19 protein-coding genes are annotated in these 17,476 nt (G+C 71.4%); 12 read left to right on the top strand and 7 right to left on the bottom strand.

Annotated features, from left to right (window positions below):
- Positions 1-71 precede the first annotated feature (71 nt).
- The 5 genes from mqnE to Q8A52_RS34800 all read left to right on the top strand — a co-directional run bounded on the left by mqnE (position 72) and on the right by Q8A52_RS34800 (position 3,602).
- The gene (mqnE, locus tag Q8A52_RS34820; RefSeq protein WP_316758798.1) at positions 72-1,235 is read left to right on the top strand and encodes an aminofutalosine synthase MqnE; all 1,164 of its coding nucleotides are present in this window, start codon (positions 72-74) and stop codon (positions 1,233-1,235) included.
- Positions 1,236-1,270: 35 nt separating this feature from the next.
- Positions 1,271-1,921 (top strand): UdgX family uracil-DNA binding protein, encoded by a 651-nt coding sequence (locus Q8A52_RS34815; protein WP_316758796.1) that lies wholly within the window; start codon positions 1,271-1,273, stop codon positions 1,919-1,921.
- 16 nt (positions 1,922-1,937) lie between these two features.
- Positions 1,938-2,462, top strand: a complete 525-nt coding sequence (locus Q8A52_RS34810; RefSeq protein WP_316758794.1) for a GNAT family N-acetyltransferase — start codon at positions 1,938-1,940, stop codon at positions 2,460-2,462.
- A 103-nt stretch (positions 2,463-2,565) separates the two neighbouring features.
- Positions 2,566-2,865 (top strand): DUF4229 domain-containing protein, encoded by a 300-nt coding sequence (locus tag Q8A52_RS34805; protein ID WP_316758791.1) that lies wholly within the window; start codon positions 2,566-2,568, stop codon positions 2,863-2,865.
- Between the two features lie 47 nt (positions 2,866-2,912).
- Positions 2,913-3,602, top strand: coding sequence for a TetR/AcrR family transcriptional regulator (locus Q8A52_RS34800; protein WP_316758789.1), 690 nt, complete (start codon positions 2,913-2,915; stop codon positions 3,600-3,602).
- A 207-nt stretch (positions 3,603-3,809) separates the two neighbouring features.
- On the opposite strand, the gene Q8A52_RS34795 is transcribed toward Q8A52_RS34800, so the two are convergent.
- The gene (locus Q8A52_RS34795) at positions 3,810-4,664 is read right to left on the bottom strand and encodes a MaoC family dehydratase (RefSeq protein ID WP_316758787.1); all 855 of its coding nucleotides are present in this window, start codon (positions 4,662-4,664) and stop codon (positions 3,810-3,812) included.
- Complete coding sequence (locus Q8A52_RS34790; RefSeq protein ID WP_408649306.1) at positions 4,664-5,398, bottom strand: SDR family oxidoreductase; 735 nt, start codon at positions 5,396-5,398, stop codon at positions 4,664-4,666. Before Q8A52_RS34790 ends, Q8A52_RS34795 begins: the two co-directional genes overlap by 1 nt.
- Before the next feature lie 375 nt (positions 5,399-5,773).
- On the opposite strand from Q8A52_RS34790, the gene Q8A52_RS34785 reads away from it, so the two are divergent.
- The 3 genes from Q8A52_RS34785 to Q8A52_RS34775 all read left to right on the top strand — a co-directional run bounded on the left by Q8A52_RS34785 (position 5,774) and on the right by Q8A52_RS34775 (position 10,037).
- Positions 5,774-7,645, top strand: coding sequence for an AMP-dependent synthetase/ligase (locus Q8A52_RS34785; RefSeq protein ID WP_316758940.1), 1,872 nt, complete (start codon positions 5,774-5,776; stop codon positions 7,643-7,645).
- A 137-nt stretch (positions 7,646-7,782) separates the two neighbouring features.
- The gene (locus tag Q8A52_RS34780; RefSeq protein ID WP_316758785.1) at positions 7,783-8,826 is read left to right on the top strand and encodes a DUF1259 domain-containing protein; all 1,044 of its coding nucleotides are present in this window, start codon (positions 7,783-7,785) and stop codon (positions 8,824-8,826) included.
- Positions 8,826-10,037: a cytochrome P450 gene (locus Q8A52_RS34775; RefSeq protein WP_316758783.1), complete on the top strand. Its 1,212-nt coding sequence runs from the start codon at positions 8,826-8,828 to the stop codon at positions 10,035-10,037. The genes Q8A52_RS34780 and Q8A52_RS34775 overlap by 1 nt, the downstream gene beginning before the upstream one ends.
- Positions 10,038-10,080: 43 nt before the next feature.
- Here Q8A52_RS34775 and Q8A52_RS34770 read toward each other — a convergent pair whose 3' ends face one another.
- Positions 10,081-10,977 carry a LysR family transcriptional regulator gene (locus tag Q8A52_RS34770; protein WP_316758781.1) on the bottom strand — a complete coding sequence of 299 codons (897 nt, stop codon included), beginning with the start codon at positions 10,975-10,977 and terminating at the stop codon, positions 10,081-10,083.
- Positions 10,978-11,133: 156 nt separating this feature from the next.
- Here Q8A52_RS34770 and Q8A52_RS34765 point away from each other — a divergent pair, with 156 nt between their 5' ends.
- Entirely contained in the window at positions 11,134-11,679 is a 546-nt protein-coding gene (locus Q8A52_RS34765) for a DUF6817 domain-containing protein (RefSeq protein WP_316758938.1), read from the top strand.
- A 213-nt stretch (positions 11,680-11,892) separates the two neighbouring features.
- Positions 11,893-13,662 carry a 3-oxosteroid 1-dehydrogenase gene (gene kstD, locus Q8A52_RS34760; RefSeq protein WP_316758780.1) on the top strand — a complete coding sequence of 590 codons (1,770 nt, stop codon included), beginning with the start codon at positions 11,893-11,895 and terminating at the stop codon, positions 13,660-13,662.
- A gap of 18 nt (positions 13,663-13,680) precedes the next feature.
- On the opposite strand, the gene Q8A52_RS34755 is transcribed toward kstD, so the two are convergent.
- From Q8A52_RS34755 to Q8A52_RS34745, 3 genes are read right to left on the bottom strand one after another with little or no spacing between them, the layout of a single operon-like run.
- Positions 13,681-14,328 (bottom strand): class I SAM-dependent DNA methyltransferase, encoded by a 648-nt coding sequence (locus tag Q8A52_RS34755; protein ID WP_316758778.1) that lies wholly within the window; start codon positions 14,326-14,328, stop codon positions 13,681-13,683.
- Positions 14,329-14,368: 40 nt separating this feature from the next.
- Complete coding sequence (locus Q8A52_RS34750) at positions 14,369-14,683, bottom strand: AzlD domain-containing protein (protein ID WP_316758776.1); 315 nt, start codon at positions 14,681-14,683, stop codon at positions 14,369-14,371.
- On the bottom strand, positions 14,680-15,366 hold the full coding sequence (locus tag Q8A52_RS34745; RefSeq protein WP_316758774.1) for an AzlC family ABC transporter permease: 687 nt from the start codon (positions 15,364-15,366) through the stop codon (positions 14,680-14,682). Before Q8A52_RS34745 ends, Q8A52_RS34750 begins: the two co-directional genes overlap by 4 nt.
- Before the next feature lie 68 nt (positions 15,367-15,434).
- Here Q8A52_RS34745 and Q8A52_RS34740 point away from each other — a divergent pair, with 68 nt between their 5' ends.
- Positions 15,435-15,998: a helix-turn-helix domain-containing protein gene (locus Q8A52_RS34740; protein WP_316758773.1), complete on the top strand. Its 564-nt coding sequence runs from the start codon at positions 15,435-15,437 to the stop codon at positions 15,996-15,998.
- 92 nt (positions 15,999-16,090) lie between these two features.
- Here Q8A52_RS34740 and Q8A52_RS34735 read toward each other — a convergent pair whose 3' ends face one another.
- Positions 16,091-16,294 carry a cold-shock protein gene (locus tag Q8A52_RS34735; protein WP_004984723.1) on the bottom strand — a complete coding sequence of 68 codons (204 nt, stop codon included), beginning with the start codon at positions 16,292-16,294 and terminating at the stop codon, positions 16,091-16,093.
- 289 nt (positions 16,295-16,583) lie between these two features.
- Between Q8A52_RS34735 and Q8A52_RS34730 the strand changes: the two genes are divergently transcribed.
- Positions 16,584-17,432 carry a menaquinone biosynthetic enzyme MqnA/MqnD family protein gene (locus Q8A52_RS34730; protein WP_316758771.1) on the top strand — a complete coding sequence of 283 codons (849 nt, stop codon included), beginning with the start codon at positions 16,584-16,586 and terminating at the stop codon, positions 17,430-17,432.
- Positions 17,433-17,476 lie beyond the last annotated feature (44 nt).

The following is a 17,476-nucleotide window of genomic DNA, read 5'->3' as shown; positions in this document are numbered from 1 at the left end:
GTATGGGGGTACCGCCCCGCCCGAAGGGCGGGGGAGTAAGTTTGGTCGGGCTGTCGTAGAAAGGTGTTGGCATGGACGTCGGGCTCAAGCGCGAGCTGGAGGAGAAGGTTCGCTCCGGTGAGCGGCTGACCCGCGAGGACGGCATCGCGCTGTACGAGTCGGACGACCTGGCCTGGCTGGGCGGCCTCGCGCACGAGGTGCGGACGCGCAAGAACGGCGACGTCGTGCACTTCAACGTCAACCGTCACCTCAACATGACCAACGTGTGCACGGCCTCCTGCGCCTACTGCTCCTTCCAGCGCAAGCCGGGCGAGAAGGACGCGTACACGATGCGCATCGAGGAGGCCGTCAAGCTCGCCAAGACGATGGAGTCGGAGAACCTCACCGAGCTGCACATCGTCAACGGCCTGCACCCGAACCTCCCGTGGCGCTACTACCCGCGTTCGCTGCGCGAGCTGAAGGCCGCCCTCCCGAACGTGTCGCTGAAGGCCTTCACGGCGACGGAGATCCACCACTTCGAGACCATCTCGGGGCTCAGCGCCTCCGAGATCCTCGACGAGCTCATCGACGCGGGTCTGGAGTCCCTCACCGGCGGTGGCGCGGAGATCTTCGACTGGGAGGTCCGCCAGCACATCGTGGACCACCGGACCCACTGGGAGGACTGGTCCCGGATCCACCGCCTGGCGCACGAAAAGGGCCTCAAGACCCCGTGCACCATGCTGTACGGCCACATCGAGGAGCCCCGCCACCGCGTCGACCACGTGCTGCGGCTGCGTGAGCTGCAGGACGAGACCGGCGGCTTCCAGGTCTTCATCCCGCTGCGCTACCAGCACGACTTCGTGGACATGAAGGACGGGAAGATCCGCAACCGGCTCCAGGCCCGGACCCAGATGGCGACCGGGGCGGAGGCGCTGAAGACCTTCGCCGTCTCCCGGCTCCTCTTCGACAACATCCAGCACGTCAAGGTGTTCTGGGTGATGCACGGCGTGCAGACCGCCCAGCTCGCGCTCCAGCACGGCGCGGACGACATGGACGGCTCGGTGGTGGAGTACAAGATCACCCACGACGCCGACAACTACGGCACCCCGAACAAGCTGACCCGCGAGGACCTGCTGGACCTCATCCGGGACGCGGGCTTCCGCCCGGTCGAGCGCAACACCCGCTACGAGATCATCCGCGAGTACGACGGCCCGGACCCGGCGCGGCGCGAGTCGCCGCAGCCCATGCGCGTGTGACGTGACGCCGGTGGCCGGACGGGTACCCGTCCGGCATGACCGTCACGAAGGCCCCCGAGGACGCCTACACCGCAGAGCCCTTCGTCCCCGCCCGGGGCGGTCTCGCCGCGCTGCGCAGGGCGGCCGCCGGCTGCCGGGGCTGTCCCCTGCACCGGGAGGCCACGCAGACCGTGTTCGGCGAGGGCGCGACGGCCGCGCGGGTGATGCTCGTGGGGGAGCAGCCGGGGGACCAGGAGGACCGGCAGGGCAGGCCCTTTGTCGGGCCCGCCGGGAAGCTGCTCCACCGGGCGCTGGCGGAGGCCGGCATCGACCCGGGTGAGGCGTATGTCACCAACGCCGTCAAGCACTTCAAGTTCACCCGGGACGAACCCCGCAAGCGCCGTATCCACAAGGCGCCGACCCTGCGTGAGACGGCGGCCTGCGGACCCTGGCTCGCCGCCGAGCTGGCCGTGGTCGAGCCCGAGCTGATCGTGGTGCTGGGCGCCACCGCGGGCAAGGCGCTGCTCGGCTCCTCGTTCCGGGTCACCGAGGTGCGCGGGACGGTGCTGGAGCGGGAGATCCACGGGCGGCCGCAGCGGCTGGTGCCGACCGTGCATCCGTCGGCGGTGCTCCGGGCGGAGGACCGGGAGGGGGCGTTCCGGGGGCTGGTGGCCGATCTGAAAGTGGCCGCACATGCCCTGGGGTAATGGATAGCATGCGCGCATGCCCCTTACGTTCACTCTGGACCCCTCCGTCACTCCTGCCCTGCGTGACGGAGTCCTCGACCTCTGGGCCGACGTCTCCAACGCGGGCGGAGCCGTGGGCTTCGTGGCGCCGGTCAGCCGGGAGCAGATACGCCCCGAGCTCGTGAAGCACCTCGCGGCGATGGCCGAGGGCCGGGTCCGGCTGCTCGTCGGGCACGACGAGGCGGGCGAGGTGGCCGCGACCGTGTTCTTCTCCTTCAACACGCACCGGTTGATGAACCACTGGGTGTGGCTCTACACGGTGATGGTCCACCCGCGGCACCAGGGCAAGGGGTACGGCCGGGACCTGCTGGCGGCCGCCGCCGACGCGGCCCGCGGCTTCGAGGGCATCGACGCCATACGGCTCGGCTGCCGGGGCGGTCACGGTCTGGAGCGGTTCTACGGCTCCTGCGGCTACAAGGAGGTCGGCCGGGTGCCGGGCGCGATCCGCGTCGCCCCCGGGGACGACCGGGACGACGTCACCATGCTGCTGCCGCTGGTGTGAGGGGCCCGCTCGACCCCCGTGCAAGATCGGGTCCCGGGCGTGCTTCACTGGACGGTGCCCGTTTGTGGCGTAAGGACCGTTCGAAACGGAAGTGTGGATTGAGATGCTCCGCTACACGCTGATGCGCCTCGGTATTTTCGCGGGCTGCCTCGTGGTCGTCTGGGGCGCTGTCTACTCCGGCGTCTTCCCGCGCGGCTTCGGCGACTCCAACTTCCTGTGGGTCCTCCTGCTCGCCATGGTGCTCTCGGCGCCGATCAGCTGGGTGGTCCTGCGCAGGGAGCGGGACCGGGCGTCCGTCCAGATCGTCCAGAAGGTCGACCGGATGAAGACGAACCTGGAGGCCAACCGCAACCAGGAGGACGCGGCGGACGACACCGCGCGGGCGCAGGGCCAGACTTCCTAGCGCCTTGCCCGCGTTCGGCGGCCCGGCCCCCAACTAGGCTTGCTCTCATGGGTGCCGTGAAGACCAAGCGGATGCCGCGGGCGGTGCGGGAGCAGCAGATGCTCGACGCCGCCGTACGGACCTTCGGCCAGCGGGGGTACATGGCCGCGTCGATGGACGAGATCGCCGAACTGGCGGGCGTGTCCAAGCCGTTGGTGTATCTGTACCTGAATTCCAAGGAAGACCTGTTCACGGCGTGCATACGCCGTGAGGGCAAGGCGCTGACGCAGGCGGTGCGGGACGGTGTCCGGTCGGGACCGACCGCCGACCGCCAACTCTGGGACGGGCTGCAGGCGTTCTTCGCCCACACCGCCGAACACCCCGACGGCTGGTCGATCCTGCACCTCCAGGCCCGCACCCATGGCGAGCCCTTCGCCGCCGAGGTCGCCGCGATGCGCGAGGAACTCGTCGCGTTCGTGACCCATCTGATCGTGGTCGCGGCGCGCGCCGCTCTCCCCCAAGCTCTCGGCTGCGCTCGAGCAGGGAGGGACCCCCGTGCCCCCGACCTGCCCGAGCGCGAGGTGGCCGGACTGGCCGAGGCCCTGGTCGGCGCCGCCGAGTCCCTCGCCGCCTGGGCCAACGCCACTCCCGGCGTCACGGCCCGCCAGGCCGCGGCGACCCTCATGAACTTCGCGTGGGCGGGGCTCGGCAACCTGATGGAGGGCCGGCCCTGGTCCCCGCCCCTCACCGCCGACTGAGCGCTCCGCTGGAAGCGCCCGATGTGCCGTCGGTCGTGTGCGGGTCCGTCGTGGCTGGTCGCGCCCCGCGGCCCAGCCGCATGATGAGCCCTGCGCCCCTCACGCCGTTCCCCACCGCCGCAGCGCCGACGCCACCCGCTGACGCCCCACCCGGTACAGCCTCTTCGCGCCGCTCCGCGCGACCCTCCGTACGGCCGCCTGCACGCGTCACACGGCTAGTGGGCGCACCTCGCCGGCCACATGGAGGTGCCGCCCGTCGCCGTCGCGCAGCTCGAAGCCGCCCGTGTCGTCCGCCGCGTACCGCACGGTGCCCGGCAGCAGCACCGGGGCGCGGAACTCCGCCCGCACCAGCACCGCCCCGGGCGTGCCGTGCGCGGCGAGGCAGCGGGCCACCGTCCACATGCCGTGCGCGATGGCCCGGGGGAAGCCGAAGAGACGGGCGGTGAGCGGGTGGAGATGGATGGGGTTGCGGTCCCCGGACGCGGCCCCGTACCGCCGTCCGACGTCCTGCGCGATCCGCCACTCGGCGAGGGCGGGCAGCGGTCCCCGCTCGCGGCCGGCCCGCCGGGGCGCACCGGAACCGGTCCGGTGCCGGGCGAGATAGGTGCTCCGCGACTCCCATACGACCTCCCCGTCGCCGCGCACCTCGGTGACGACCATCGCCTCCGTCCCGCGCCGGTGCGGCACCAACCCGTCGACGTGCACGGAGAGTTCGTACTCTCCGGTGGCCGGAAGCGCGCAGTGCCGGGTGATCTCTATCGACGTGTGGAGCAGGCCGAGCAGTGGCAGCGGGAAGTCCCGGCCGCTCATCAGCCGCATGGCCAGCGGAAAGCCGAGGACGTGCGGATAGGTCACCGGGAGCGAGTCGTCACCGGTGGCGAAGCCGCACACCCGCTCGTAGGCGGCCAGCCGGGCCAGGTCGACGCGTACGCCGGGCAGCACCAGCCGGGTGCGCGGAAAACCGGCCTCGGGCCGGGGCCGCTTGAACGGCGAGCGCAGGGCGCCCCGGGCGAGCAGGGGCGCGAGGGCGGGGGAGCCGGTGAGGACGACGGCGGCGGACATCAGGCCCCCGGCAGGCTCTGGCCGCGGACCCGTCCGCCCTGGGCGGGGGAGTTCATCCGGTGCCCCGCCTCCCGGATGAGGAGCGGGATCGCGGCGGTCATCCGGGTCTCGATGAAGCCGGGCGCGACCGCGTTGACGGTCACCCCGTGCCCCGCCACCGCATGTGGCGCGAGGGACCGCACCAGCCCGGCGGTCCCGGCCTTGCCCGCGCCGTGGTTCGTCTGCCCCGCGTTGTCGGCGAGCCCGGCGATGGAGGCGGTGGCCTCCAGGACCGAACTCCACTGATGCACCGACATGTTGACCAGCCGTCGGTCCCGGGTGGCGCCGGCGTTGTGCACGAGCACGTCCGGTCCGTCGGGCAGCGCCGCCGCGACCCGCTCGCCTGCGTCGGCCGCGGTGATGTCGAGGACCAGCACGCGGCCGCTCTCGGCGACGGACCGGACGACGGGACGGGGGACGGAGTGCACCTCGGCGAGTGTGTCGAGGTCCCGTACCCGGGTGGCGTCCAGGACGACGGCGGCGGGGTCGTCGCGGCCCGGGGCGAGTCCCGTGCGGGCGAGGACGGGTGCGAGGTCGAGGTCGGACTTGCCCGCGGTGAGCTGGAGCAACGGACCGGTCGGAGAAGGGGTTTGGGCCGTCCGGCGCCAGAGCCGCGCGGGTTGCGGGAGTCCGAGCCGGCGGGCCGGGAAGCGGCCGGGCGCGGTGCCGGTGAAGCTGAGACAGCGGTCGGTCATTGGCTCCAACTCCTGCAAGACCGGGTCGGATTTGCTTACTCTGGAGTAAGGTTACCGGAGGTAAGCATAGGTCATGGCGATCCAGCCGTGAACCTGAGCCCCCCTCACGTAATCCACGAGATTGCACAGCCCCGTCCCCGGACCATTCCCGAAACCGCACAAGCCCGCCACAGAGGCCCCGTACGATCGCCTGCCTAACCAGCGGTAACCCCTGTTTGGAGCCGACCGCCGCTGAACGCCTCGGTGCGCGAGGCACGTACGACATGCAGCCAGCAGTCCGCCGCTGCACGCCCGAGGAGCCGCCCCGTGTCCACCCCGTACCCGAACGCCCCCGTATCCTCCGGCGCGACGGTCTCGGCGACCGACTACGACGGCGTGCCGATCCTCGTGGAGCCCGAGACGCGCCGCCTCGACGGAGCCGTACGCGAGGCCTCCGTACCCCCGTTCGCCCCGCCGGTGACCCACGGGTCGCTCGCGGACCTGCCGTTCGACAACGCTCAGGCGGAGCCCGGAGCCGTGGTCCTCAGCCGCAGGACGGCGAGCGGCGAATGGGAGGACGTGACGGCGGCCCGGTTCGCCCAGGAGGTCCTGGCGGTGGCGAAGGGCCTGATCGCGGAGGGGCTGGTCCCGGGCGACCGGATCGCCGTCATGGCCAACACGACGTACGAGTGGACCCTGCTCGACTTCGCCGCATGGGCCGCCGGCCTCGTCACCGTCCCCGTCTACCCCACCTCCTCCGTCTTCCAGACCCGCTGGATCCTCCAGGACTCGGGCGCGGTGGCCCTGGTCACGGAGACCTCGGGCCAGGCCGCCGCCATGGGACCCGAACTCGAACGCCTCCCCGACCTTCGGCACATGTGGGTGATCGACAAGGGCCATGTGGACCGCCTGGCGGAGCTCGGCGCACCGGTGCCGGACGGCGAAGTCGGCGTACGCCGGGGCATGCTGGTCCCCGACACGCTCGCCACCCTCATCTACACCTCCGGCACCACCGGTCGACCGAAGGGCTGTGCCCTCTCGCACGGAAACTTCTTCGCCGAGGTGGACAACGCGATCGAGCTCCTCTACCCCATCTTCAAGGCGAAGTCCGGCGAGGAGGTGTCGGTCCTCCTCTTTCTGCCCATGTCCCACGTCTTCGGCCGCATGGTCGCCATCGCCTGCGTCCGGGCCGGGGTACGGCTCGGCCACGCCCCGAGCCTGAAGGCCGAGGACCTGCTCCCGGACCTCGCGGCCTTCAAGCCGACCTGCCTGCTGACCATCCCGTACATGCTGGAGAAGGTCTTCAACACCGCCCGCGCCAAGGCGGAGGCGGGCGGCCGCGCGTCCGCCTTCGACCGGGCGGTGTCGGTGGCACAGCGCTACGGCGAGGCGCTGGAGGCCCGGCAGACGGGTACCGGCAACGGCCCGAGCCGCGCCCTGAAGACCACCCGCTCCTTCTACGACCCCCTGGTGTACCGCCGGATCCGCACCGCGATGGGTGGCCGGGTCAAGTACGCCATCTGCGGCGGCTCCCCGCTGGGCCGCAGGCTGGCCGCCTTCTACGCCGGCGCGGGCATCGAGATCTTCGAGGGCTACGGGCTGACGGAGACGACGGGCGCCTCGACCGTGACCCCGCCCCTGAAGCCGCGCCTGGGAACCGTGGGCTGGCCGCTGCCCGGCACCAGGGTCCGCATCGCGGCGGACGGCGAGATCCTCATCTCCGGCGACCACGTGCTGCGCGGCTACTGGGACCCGCAGGCGGGCGGGGTCGTCCCCGCGACCCGCGACGGCTGGCTGCCGACCGGCGACATCGGCGAGCTGGACGACGAGGGCTATCTGACCATCACCGGCCGCAAGAAGGAGCTGCTGATCACGGCGGGCGGCAAGTCGGTGGCGCCCGCCCCGCTGGAGAACTGGCTCCGCTCCCACCCCCTGATCTCCCATTGCATGCTCGTCGGCGACGCCCGCCCCTACGTCACCGCCCTCTTCACCCTCGACCCCGACGGCATCACCCACTGGCGCCAGATGAACGGCAAGCACCCGGTCCCCCCGGAACTCCTCGTGGACGACCTCGAGTTGAGGGCGGTGCTGCAGCGGGCGGTGGACGAGGCGAACCGGCTGGTCTCCCGCCCCGAGTCGATCAGAAAGTTCGCGGTGCTCCCGGTCGACTTCACGCAGGAGGCGGGCCATCTGACTCCGTCGATGAAGCTGCGCCGGGAGGCGGTCATGCGCGACTTCTCGGCGCAGGTCGAGGGACTGTACGGCTAGGCCCTGGCCCCTCCGGTGGGCCGCGGTGGGCTCATCCGACCGCTCCAGCCCGCTTAGCCCACCTGGGCCCATGTGCCGGTGCAGATCACGGGTCCGGGTGTCCTCCCGTGCTTCCATCGCGCCAGGAGGCATATGAGATGACTGATGACCGACAGCGGCACGCCGACCCCAGACCGACAGCGTCCCGGCGTCGCGTGCTGGCCACCGCCGCCCTTGCGCCCGTACTGACCGTGGCGTCCGGGGCGGTTCCCCCCGCCCGCGCCGCGACCGCCGGCCCGGGGGCCGAGCCGGTCCACACCCCGGTCCCGCCGGTGATGACCGAACTCGCCGACTGGGCGGACGTGGGCGCGGCCCTCGGCGCGCCGGGCGGCATGAAGCGGTTCATGTACCACACGCCCCTGCTGCGCCGGGACCTCCACGTGGTCTCCCGGGGCATCATGATCGACCCCGCGCTCGCCCTGGGCACCCATGTGTCCTTCGTCCGGTACGCCGACGGCAGCTCGCTCCTGATGGGCGACGCGGTGGTCACCGAGCGCGAACTCCAGCCGTTCAGCGACGCCCTGCACGAGCACGGGATCGGGCAGACCGCGATCCACAAGCATCTGCTGGCCCAGCGGCCCGACGTCTGGTGGTGTCACCTCCACGCCCACAGCACCGACCCGGCGGCCGTCGCCCGCGGTCTGCGTGCCGCCCTGGAGCGCACCGCCACCCCGTTCCCGAAGACCAATGCCGCTTTCGCCGTGCCCCCCGGCACGCCCTTCGCCGTACCCTTCGACCTGGACACCGCGGCCATCGACGCCGCGCTCGGGGTGAAGGGCACCGCGGACAGCGGCGTCTACCAGAGCACGTTCGTCCGCCGGGAGCCCATCACCGACGGCCACCTCCTCCTGCCCCCGGGCCTGGGCTCGACCACCTCGTTCAACTTCCAGCCGATCGGCCGCGGCCGGGCCGCGGTCAGCGGCGACTTCGCCGTGATCGCCGAGGAGGTCCAGGACGTCCTCGCCGGGCTCCGGCGCGGCGGTGCCGACCTCGTCGAGCTCCACCACCACAACCTCATGGACCAGCCCCGGCTGTTCTTCGTCCACTACTGGGCCGTCGGCGACGCCGCGACCCTGGCGCGGCGCCTGCGCCCCGTCGTGGACGCCACCAATGTCGCGCCGATGAAGGGGACGGGTGCCTGATGAGCACGAGCGACGAGTCGATCACCTGCCCGTTCGACTACAGCGAGGCCCTCGACTTCGATCCCGAGCTCGCGGCCATCATGGAACGCGACTCGCTGACCCGCATCCGGCTCCCGTACGGCGACGCCGGCGCCTGGCTGGTCACCGGTTTCCGCTCGGTCCAGCAGGTCTGTTCCGACCAGCGCTTCAGCCGGGCGCAGATCATGGGCCACGACTATCCCCGGATGACACCGGAGCCCATCGTCTCCCCCGAGTCCATCAACGTCATGGACCCGCCGCACAGCAGCCGCGTACGGCGCCTGGCGTCACAGGCGTTCACCCAGCAGCGGGTCGACGAGATGCGGGAGCGGATCGTCCTGCTCGCGGACTCCCTGCTCGACGAGATGACGCAGCAGGGACCGCCGGCGGATCTGGTACAGCACCTGTCGAACCCGTTCCCCCAGCACACGATCCTCCACCTGCTCGGGATTCCCCGCGACGAGTGGTCCAGGATGCGCGAGCAGGTCCACCGGCTCCTCGTCACCGGTGCGGACAACAGGGAGGCGGCGGCCAAGGTCAAGACCGACCTGACCGACTACTTCGGCGCCATGGTCGAGCAGCGCCGCCGCACCCCCGGCAACGACATCATCAGCTCGATGGCCGCCGCGCGGGAGGGAGAGGACCAGCTCAACGACAGGGAACTTGCCGTCATGACCCTGACCCTGGTGCTCAGCGGGCAGGACACGGCGACGTGCCAGATCAGCAACATCGCGTATCTGCTGCTTACCCGGCCCGAGCTGGCGGACTACCTGCGGCGGCGCCCGGACAACCTGACGAACGCGATCCACGAGATGCTCCGGTACATCCCGTTCCGCAAGGGGGTCGGCATCCCCCGGGTGGCGCTGGAGGACGTCGAGATGGACGGCGTGAAGATCCGGGCGGGCGAGTTCGTCCATGTGTCGTACCTGGCGGCCAACCGGGACCCGGTGCGCTATCCGGAACCCCAGGTCATCGACCCCGACCTGCCCGGGCGCAACGCCCCGCACATGACCTTCGGCTGGGGCGGCCACCGGTGCATCGCCGTCCCCTTGGCCATGGCGGAGCTGGAGGTGGCGATCGGACGGCTGCTGGAACGATTCCCCGGGCTGCGGCTGGCAGTGGCGCCGGAGGAGGTGCGCTGGGACACGGAGACGATCCGGCGGTTCCCCATCGAGCTGCCGGTGGCCTGGTGAGATGAGGGGCGCGGGGGTTCGGGGTGCTCATCGCCCGGACCCCTCACGCCGCCTGGGCGCGAGCGCTCTCGACGACCGTGTCCGCGAACGCGCGGGCCGGCGGGCCGAGGGCGTCCCAGCGGCGCACCGCCCAGCCGACCGGCAGCGGACGCAGACCGGGAAGCGGAATCAGCCGGAGCCTGCCGGCGCCGGGGACGGCGAGTCCCGGCAGGGCGGGGACGACCGTGCGTCCCACACCGAGTTCCGCCAGCAGGAGCGCCGTGTCCCAGTCGGCGACGCTGGTGTCGTAGGCGAAGCGCACCCCCGACTCCGCGCACGCGGCCTCCAGATGGGCGGCGGACGCGGAGTTCGGCGGAAGCCGGATCAGACGGACGTCCGTCAGATCACCGGCGGCCAGGGACGTGCGTCCCGCCAGCGGATCGTCCGCCCGCACCGCCAGCACCCACGGGAGTTCCACCACCGCCCGCTGCTCGATCCCCCGCACCGGCGGACCGAGCGTTATCCAGGCCAGGTCCAGCGTGCCGTCGGCCAGCGCGTCGAAGCTGCCGCGCCCCGAACTGACCGTACGGAACTCCAGGTTCACCTTCGGGTGACGACGGCGGAAGGTGACCACCGCCTCCGACATGAAGTGCCGTACGGTCGTCGCCCCGGTCGCCACGCGCACATACCCGCTGTGCCCGTCGACCAGGTCCCGCAGCTGACGTACGGCGAGATCGAGTCCGGAGATCCCCTCGGCGGCCGCGGCCTCGAGGATCCGTCCCGCCTGCGTGGGCACGACCCCGCGCGGCTGCCGCTCCAGCAGGGCCACCCCGGTCTCCCGCTCCAGGCGTTTGACGTGCTGGCTCACGGCCGACTGCGTACACCCGAGATCCCGGGCCACCGCGCTCAGGCTTCCGGCCCGGCACACGGCCACGAACACGCGCAGGTCGTCGAGGGTCACAACATCCAAGTTAACTCTTGGAGTTGGTGACAAAACCCAAGGATTGACTGGAATGCGGGGTGAGGACGAAGCTCTTCTCCGGGCCCAGGCGGCAACCCGCTCCTCCCCCGGGAAGAGGAGCGGGTGCCGACCGCACTCGTCGAAGGGACACGGCACATGGACGACCGGACGGTGGCGCAAGCACGCGCACTGCTCGGGCAGTTGGGCGCCGACACCCTCGCGCACCCGGGCGGCACCCTCCTCGCCCACCTCGACCGGGTACGGGAGCGACTGGCCGTCTGGGGCGCCCGCCCCGCCCTCCGGCTCGCCGGCCTGTGCCACGCCGCCTACGGCACCGACGGCTTTCCCTCCGAACTGCTCCCGCTCGACCGCCGCCCCGAGCTCAGGGCGGTGATCGGTACCGAAGCCGAGGCGATCGTGTACTTCTACGCGAGCTGCGACCGGAAGGCCACCTATCCGACCCTCACGGACCACAACTCCCCCTTCCGTGACCGCTTCACGGACGGCATCCTGCTCCCCGCCCCCAGCCTGTTGCGGGACTTCGCCGAGCTCACCGCCGCCAATGAACTCGACCTCGCCCGTCGTGACCCCGCCTTCCGCGAGAAGTACGGCCTCGATCTGCTCGCCCTCTTCACCCGCTGGCGCGACCTGCTGAGCGAGCCGGCCCGGCAGGACTGTCTCGAGGTGCTGGCCGACGCCTAGGGGGTGTCGTTTGGATCATGCCCGCGTCGCGGGGTGTGGCACGCACTCCCCGAGCTCTTCAAGCAGGGGGGACCCCCATGAGCCCGCTCGACTTGGCTACAAGGCACCGCTTCTCACAGCCAGCCTGATCCAAACGACACCCCCCAGCTCTTGACTTCACAAGACCCTCGCGCGACATTCCGGTCCCCCAAACCCGCTTCGGAGGGACCTGCCATGGCCGCCACACGCACCGGCTCACCCACCCGGAGACGAGTACTCGGCACCGCCGCGGGCGCCGGGCTGGCCCTTGCGGTGACCGGGACCCTGCAGGGAGCCAGTGCGGCCGACTTACCCCTCCTGGGCACGTACGACGTCGTCGTCATCGGAGCCGGCGCGGCCGGGATGACCGCCGCGCTCGCCGCCGCGAAGCAGGGGCTGAGCTGTGTCGTCGTGGAGAAGGCGGCCACCTTCGGGGGGTCCGCCGCCCGCTCCGGCGCCGGGATCTGGATTCCCAACAACGCCGTCCTCCTGGCGGCCGGTGTGCCGGACACCCCGGCCAAGGCCGCCGCCTATCTCGCCGCCGTGGTGGGCTCGGACGTGCCCGCCTCGCGGCAGCAGGCGTTTCTCGCCCACGGGCCCGCCATGATCTCGTTCGTCATGGCCAACAGCCCGCTGCGGTTCCGGTGGATGGAGGGCTACAGCGACTACTACCCCGAGCTGCCGGGCGGCCTTGCGGGCGGACGCTCCATCGAGCCCGACCAGCTCGACGGGAACCTCCTGGGCGCCGAACTCGCCCGTCTCAACCCGCCGTACATGCAGGTGCCCGCCGGCATGGTGGTCTTCAGCGCCGACTACAAGTGGCTCGCCCTGGCCGCGGTGAGCGTGAAGGGGGCCGCCGTCGCCACCGAGTGCCTGGCGCGCGGCACCAAGGCGGCCCTGCTCGGGCAGAAGCCGCTCACCATGGGGCAGTCGCTCGCCGCCGGGCTGCGCAAGGGGCTGCTGGACGCCCAGGTGCCGGTCTGGCTCAACACCCCGCTCACCGACCTGTACACGGAGAGCGGGGCGGTGACGGGGGCCGTCGTCACCCGGGACGGGTCCCCGGGGCTCGTCCGGGCGCGGCGCGGGGTCGTGGTCGGGTCCGGCGGGTTCGAGCACAACGCGGCCATGCGGGCGCAGTACCAGCGGCAGCCCGTCGGCACGGAGTGGACCGTCGGGGCCAAGGAGAACACGGGGGACGGGATCCGCGCGGGGGAGCGGGCCGGCGCCGCGCTCGGTCTGATGGACGACGCCTGGTGGGGACCGGCCATACCGCTCCCCGGCCAGCCCTACTTCTGCCTGGCCGAACGCACCCTGCCCGGGGGCCTGATGGTCAACGCGGCGGGCCGCCGCTTCGTGAACGAGGCCGCCCCGTACAGCGACGTCGTCCACACGATGTACGACCGCAATCCCACCGACCCCGACATCCCCGCCTGGCTGATCGTCGACCAGAACTACCGCAACCGGTATCTGTTCCGGGACGTCGCCCCGACCTTCGTCCTCCCCGACGACTGGTACGGCTCGGGTGCCGTCCGCAAGGCCTGGAGCTGGGACGCCCTCGCCTCGGCCATCGGGATCCCGGCCGGCGCCCTCAGGGCGACCGTCGACCGGTTCAACTGCCAGGCGCTGAACGGCAAGGACACCGACTTCCACCGGGGCGACAGCGCGTACGACCACTACTACACGGACCCGGTCGTCCTCCCCAACTCCTGTCTCGCGCCCCTGTGGCTGCCGCCGTACTACGCCTTCCGGATCGTGCCGGGCGACCTCGGCACCAAGGGCGGGCTGGTGACGGACGCGCGGGCGCGGGTGCTGCGGGCCGACGGCTCGGTGATCCCGGGGCTGTACGCCGCAGGCAACGCCAGCTCCGCCGTGATGGGGCACAGCTACGCGGGCGCCGGGGCGACGATCGGTCCGGCCATGACGTTCGGGTACGTCGCGGCGCTGGACATCGCCGGGCGCCTGTAGACACCCCCCAGCCGTGGCCTAGCCGGGCTTCCGGGCGATCAGGAACGCCTGCGGGGACGACTCGCCGAGGTCTTCGTCCGCTTCGCGCACGGTGCGGGACAGAAGCGTGAAACCGGCCCCGGCGAGCAGTTGCGCCATCAGCTCCGGGCGGCGCCGCTGGAAGTCCAGCGAGACCGGGTGGCCCCAGGGGCTGTCGAAGCGGCGCGGCGCGTCGCCGACCTGGAAGCCGAGCAGGAGGTGGCCGCCCGGGGCGAGCACCCGGTGGAACCCGGTGAAGAGGGCGGGCAGCAGGTCCACGGGGGTGTGGATGGAGGAGTACCAGCTCATGACCCCCGCCAGGCTGCCGTCCGGCATGTCCAGGTCCAGCATCGAGCCCCGTACGAAACGCAGGTCCGGGTTCTCGCGGCGGGCGATCGCGAGCATCGACTCCGACAGGTCGAGTCCGAAGACCGGCACGCCGAGGGAGGCGAGGCGCGCGGTGGTCCGTCCGGGACCGCAGCCGAGATCGGCCACCGTGCCGCTGGTGCCGACCAGTTCGGCGTACGCGCCGAGCACGGCCCGATCCAGCGGCCTGGCGGCCAGGTCGTCCCGGAAGCGGTCGGCGTAGTCGTCGGCGATCGCGTCGTAGAAGGTGCGGGTGGCGGTGAGGAAGTCGGCGTCGGTCATGGACGGGGACCGTAGCGAAGGCACTGACAGCCCGTCGCCTTCAGGCCACCCCGGCCACCCGCAGGAGCGCCGCCGTGCCTGCCGCGCCGAGCACCACCACCGCGAACGGGACCCGCCTCCACGCCAGTACCCCGCCCATCAGGACGCCGGCCGGCCGCGCCCACCCGGCGAAGCCCCCGCCCTCGGTCAGTGCGCCCGTCGCCAGCAGCGCGACGAGCAGGACGACGGCCCCCGCCGAGGCCAGCTCCTGCACCCGCGCCGAAATCTCCACCCGCCCGTGCAGCACCGGGCCCACCAGCCGGAAGGCGTAGGTGCCCACCGCCAGCGCCAGGACCGCGGCCATCGTCGCGTTCATACGGCGGCCCCCGCACCGCGGCCGTGCAGGAACAGCCCGACGAGAGCCAGCAGTACCGGTACCCCGGCCGGTACGGCGGGCGTCACCGCCAGTGCCACCGCCGCGCCGAGCAGCGCACAGCGTCGTACGGACGCGTCCGCGCGAAGGGCGGGCAGCACCAGGGCCACGAGTACGGCGGGGAAGGCGGCGTCCAGGCCGTACCGGGCGGTGTCGCCCAGCGCGCTCCCGGCGAGCGCCCCGATCAGCACCCCGGCGTTCCACGCGGTGAACAGGCCGAGCCCGGAGATCCAGAACGCCCTGCGGCGCCGCACCGGATCCGGCTGGGCGAGGGCGAAGGCGACCGTCTCGTCGGTGACCAGGTGCGCGCCGAGGAGCCGGGTGGCCCGGCCCCGGCCGATGATCTCCGCGACCGCGAGGCTGAAGGCGGCCGTGCGGGTGTTGAGCAGCAGACCGGTGGCCGCCGCGGCCAGCGGACCGCCCCCGGCGAGCAGCACGCCGACCGTACTGAACTGGGCCGAGCCCGCGTACACCACCAGCGACATCACCACCGGCACCCACACCGGGAGCCCGCCCGCGACGGAGACGGCACCGAACGACACGCCGACGATGCCGCCGGCCAGCCAGATGAGTGAACTGTCGCGGACCAGTGAGCCGGACTCGGGTGTTCGGAGAAGCGAACGCATGTTTTCTACAATGAACAACAGGCGCCATGTCCGTCAAGGCGAACGATCGTACCGATGGAGCGAACGACATGTCCGAGCCCCCCACCCGCCTCCCGATGGAGTGGATCGCCGCGTCCCTCAGGCGCGAGCGCACCCGCACCGGGCTGTCCCTGTCCGAGCTGGCCAAGCGCGCCGGGATCGCGAAGTCCACGCTGTCCCAGCTGGAGGCGGCGAGCGGGAATCCGAGCATGGAGACGATCTGGGCACTGGCGGTGGCGCTCGGGGTGCCCTTCAGTGCACTCGTCGAGCCGCCCGCGCCCGCCGTTCAGGTGATCCGGGCCGGCGCCGGACCCACGGTGCATTCCGAGCAGTCCAGCTATCTGGCCACGCTGCTGTCCGCGAGCCCGCCGGGTGCGCGCAGGGACATCTATTACGTCTGGCTCGAACCCGGGACAGTACGGGATTCCGAACCGCACATTCCCGGGACCACCGAGCACATCGTGGTCGGTGAGGGAACGGTGAAGGCCGGGCCGCGGGGGGAGTCGGTCGAACTGGGGCCCGGGGACTACATGTCGTACCGCGGAGACGTGCCGCACGCGTACGAAGCACTCACGGCGGGAACGAAGTTCGTACTGATCATGCAGCACATGTGAACCGGGAATGAACGGGAAAAGGCAGGAGCCCCGTCGCCTTGCGGCGCGGGGCTCCTTGGGTACTGCACTCAGGTTCTGCGATCAGGCAGTGATCAGACGGGGGTGACGTTCTCCGCCTGCGGACCCTTCGGGCCCTGCGTCACGTCGAAGCTCACCTGCTGGTTCTCCTCAAGGGAGCGGAAGCCGGTGGCGTTGATCGCGGAGTAGTGAACGAAGACGTCGGGGCCGCCGCCCTCCTGGGCGATGAAGCCAAAGCCCTTTTCGGCGTTGAACCACTTAACGGTTCCGGTAGCCATAAGCCCTCCTTGGGCTCACAAAGGGTTTGCCCTGCTCCAGAACCTGCAAGTGTGAAACAACGCCGCACAACTGCATATGTCTGAAAACGACGAGAGCCCGCGGTCACATGCTCCGCAGGCTCTGTACTGCAAGGGAAACCAAACTGCAACTTGCGGCGAGCCTAGCATGCGGGCAGCCGAAAGCAATAGAGGTCAAGATCACGTCACCCGGATGTTTGAAGATCCAGTGAGCCGGGTTGACCGTGGGGTCGGAGACAGCACCGTACCCCATGGGGTCTAGTCTCGCGATGTGGACAATTCTCGCACCCGGCCGCGCGTCGGTCACATCCAGTTCCTGAACTGCCTGCCCCTCTACTGGGGGCTCGCGAGAACCGGCACCCTCCTCGACTTCGAGCTGACCAAGGACACACCGGAGAAGCTCAGCGAGCAGCTGGTGCGGGGCGACCTCGACATCGGGCCGATCACCCTGGTCGAGTTCCTGCGCAACGCCGACGACCTGGTCGCCTTCCCCGACATCGCGGTCGGCTGCGACGGCCCGGTGATGTCCTGCGTGATCGTTTCGCAGGTCCCCCTGGAGCGACTGGACGGCGCCCGGGTCGCCCTCGGCTCCACCTCCCGCACCTCCGTCCGCCTCGCCCAGCTGCTCCTCGCCGAGCGTTACGGCGTACAGCCCGACTACTACACCTGCCCGCCCGACCTCAGCCTGATGATGCAGGAGGCGGACGCGGCGGTGCTCATCGGCGACGCGGCGCTGCGGGCCAACCTCCTCGACGGGCCGCGCTACGGCCTCGCCGTGCACGACCTGGGCACGCTGTGGAAGGAGTGGACGGGCCTGCCGTTCGTCTTCGCGGTGTGGGCGGCCCGGCGGGACTATCTGCAGCGCGAGCCGCTGATCACCCGTCAGGTGCACGAGGCGTTCCTGTCCTCCCGCAACCTCTCCCTGGAAGAGGTCGGCAAGGTCGCCGAGCAGGCCGCCCGCTGGGAGTCGTTCGACGAGCGGGTCCTGGAGCAGTACTTCACCACCCTCGACTTCCGCTTCGGGGAGCCGCAGTTGGCGGCGGTCGCGGAGTTCGCCCGCCGGGTGGGGCCGACCACGGGCTTCCCGGCGGATGTGAAGGTGGATCTGCTCCAGCGCTAATCACTACGCTGCTGGGCAGCCAGGCGTAGGTCCCGTCGTGCAAC

The sequence above is a fragment of the Streptomyces herbicida genome (assembly GCF_032656585.1).
In the GTDB taxonomy this organism is placed as follows: Bacteria; Actinomycetota; Actinomycetes; order Streptomycetales; family Streptomycetaceae; genus Streptomyces; species Streptomyces herbicida.
This window is presented reverse-complemented; position numbering and strand designations above follow the sequence as displayed.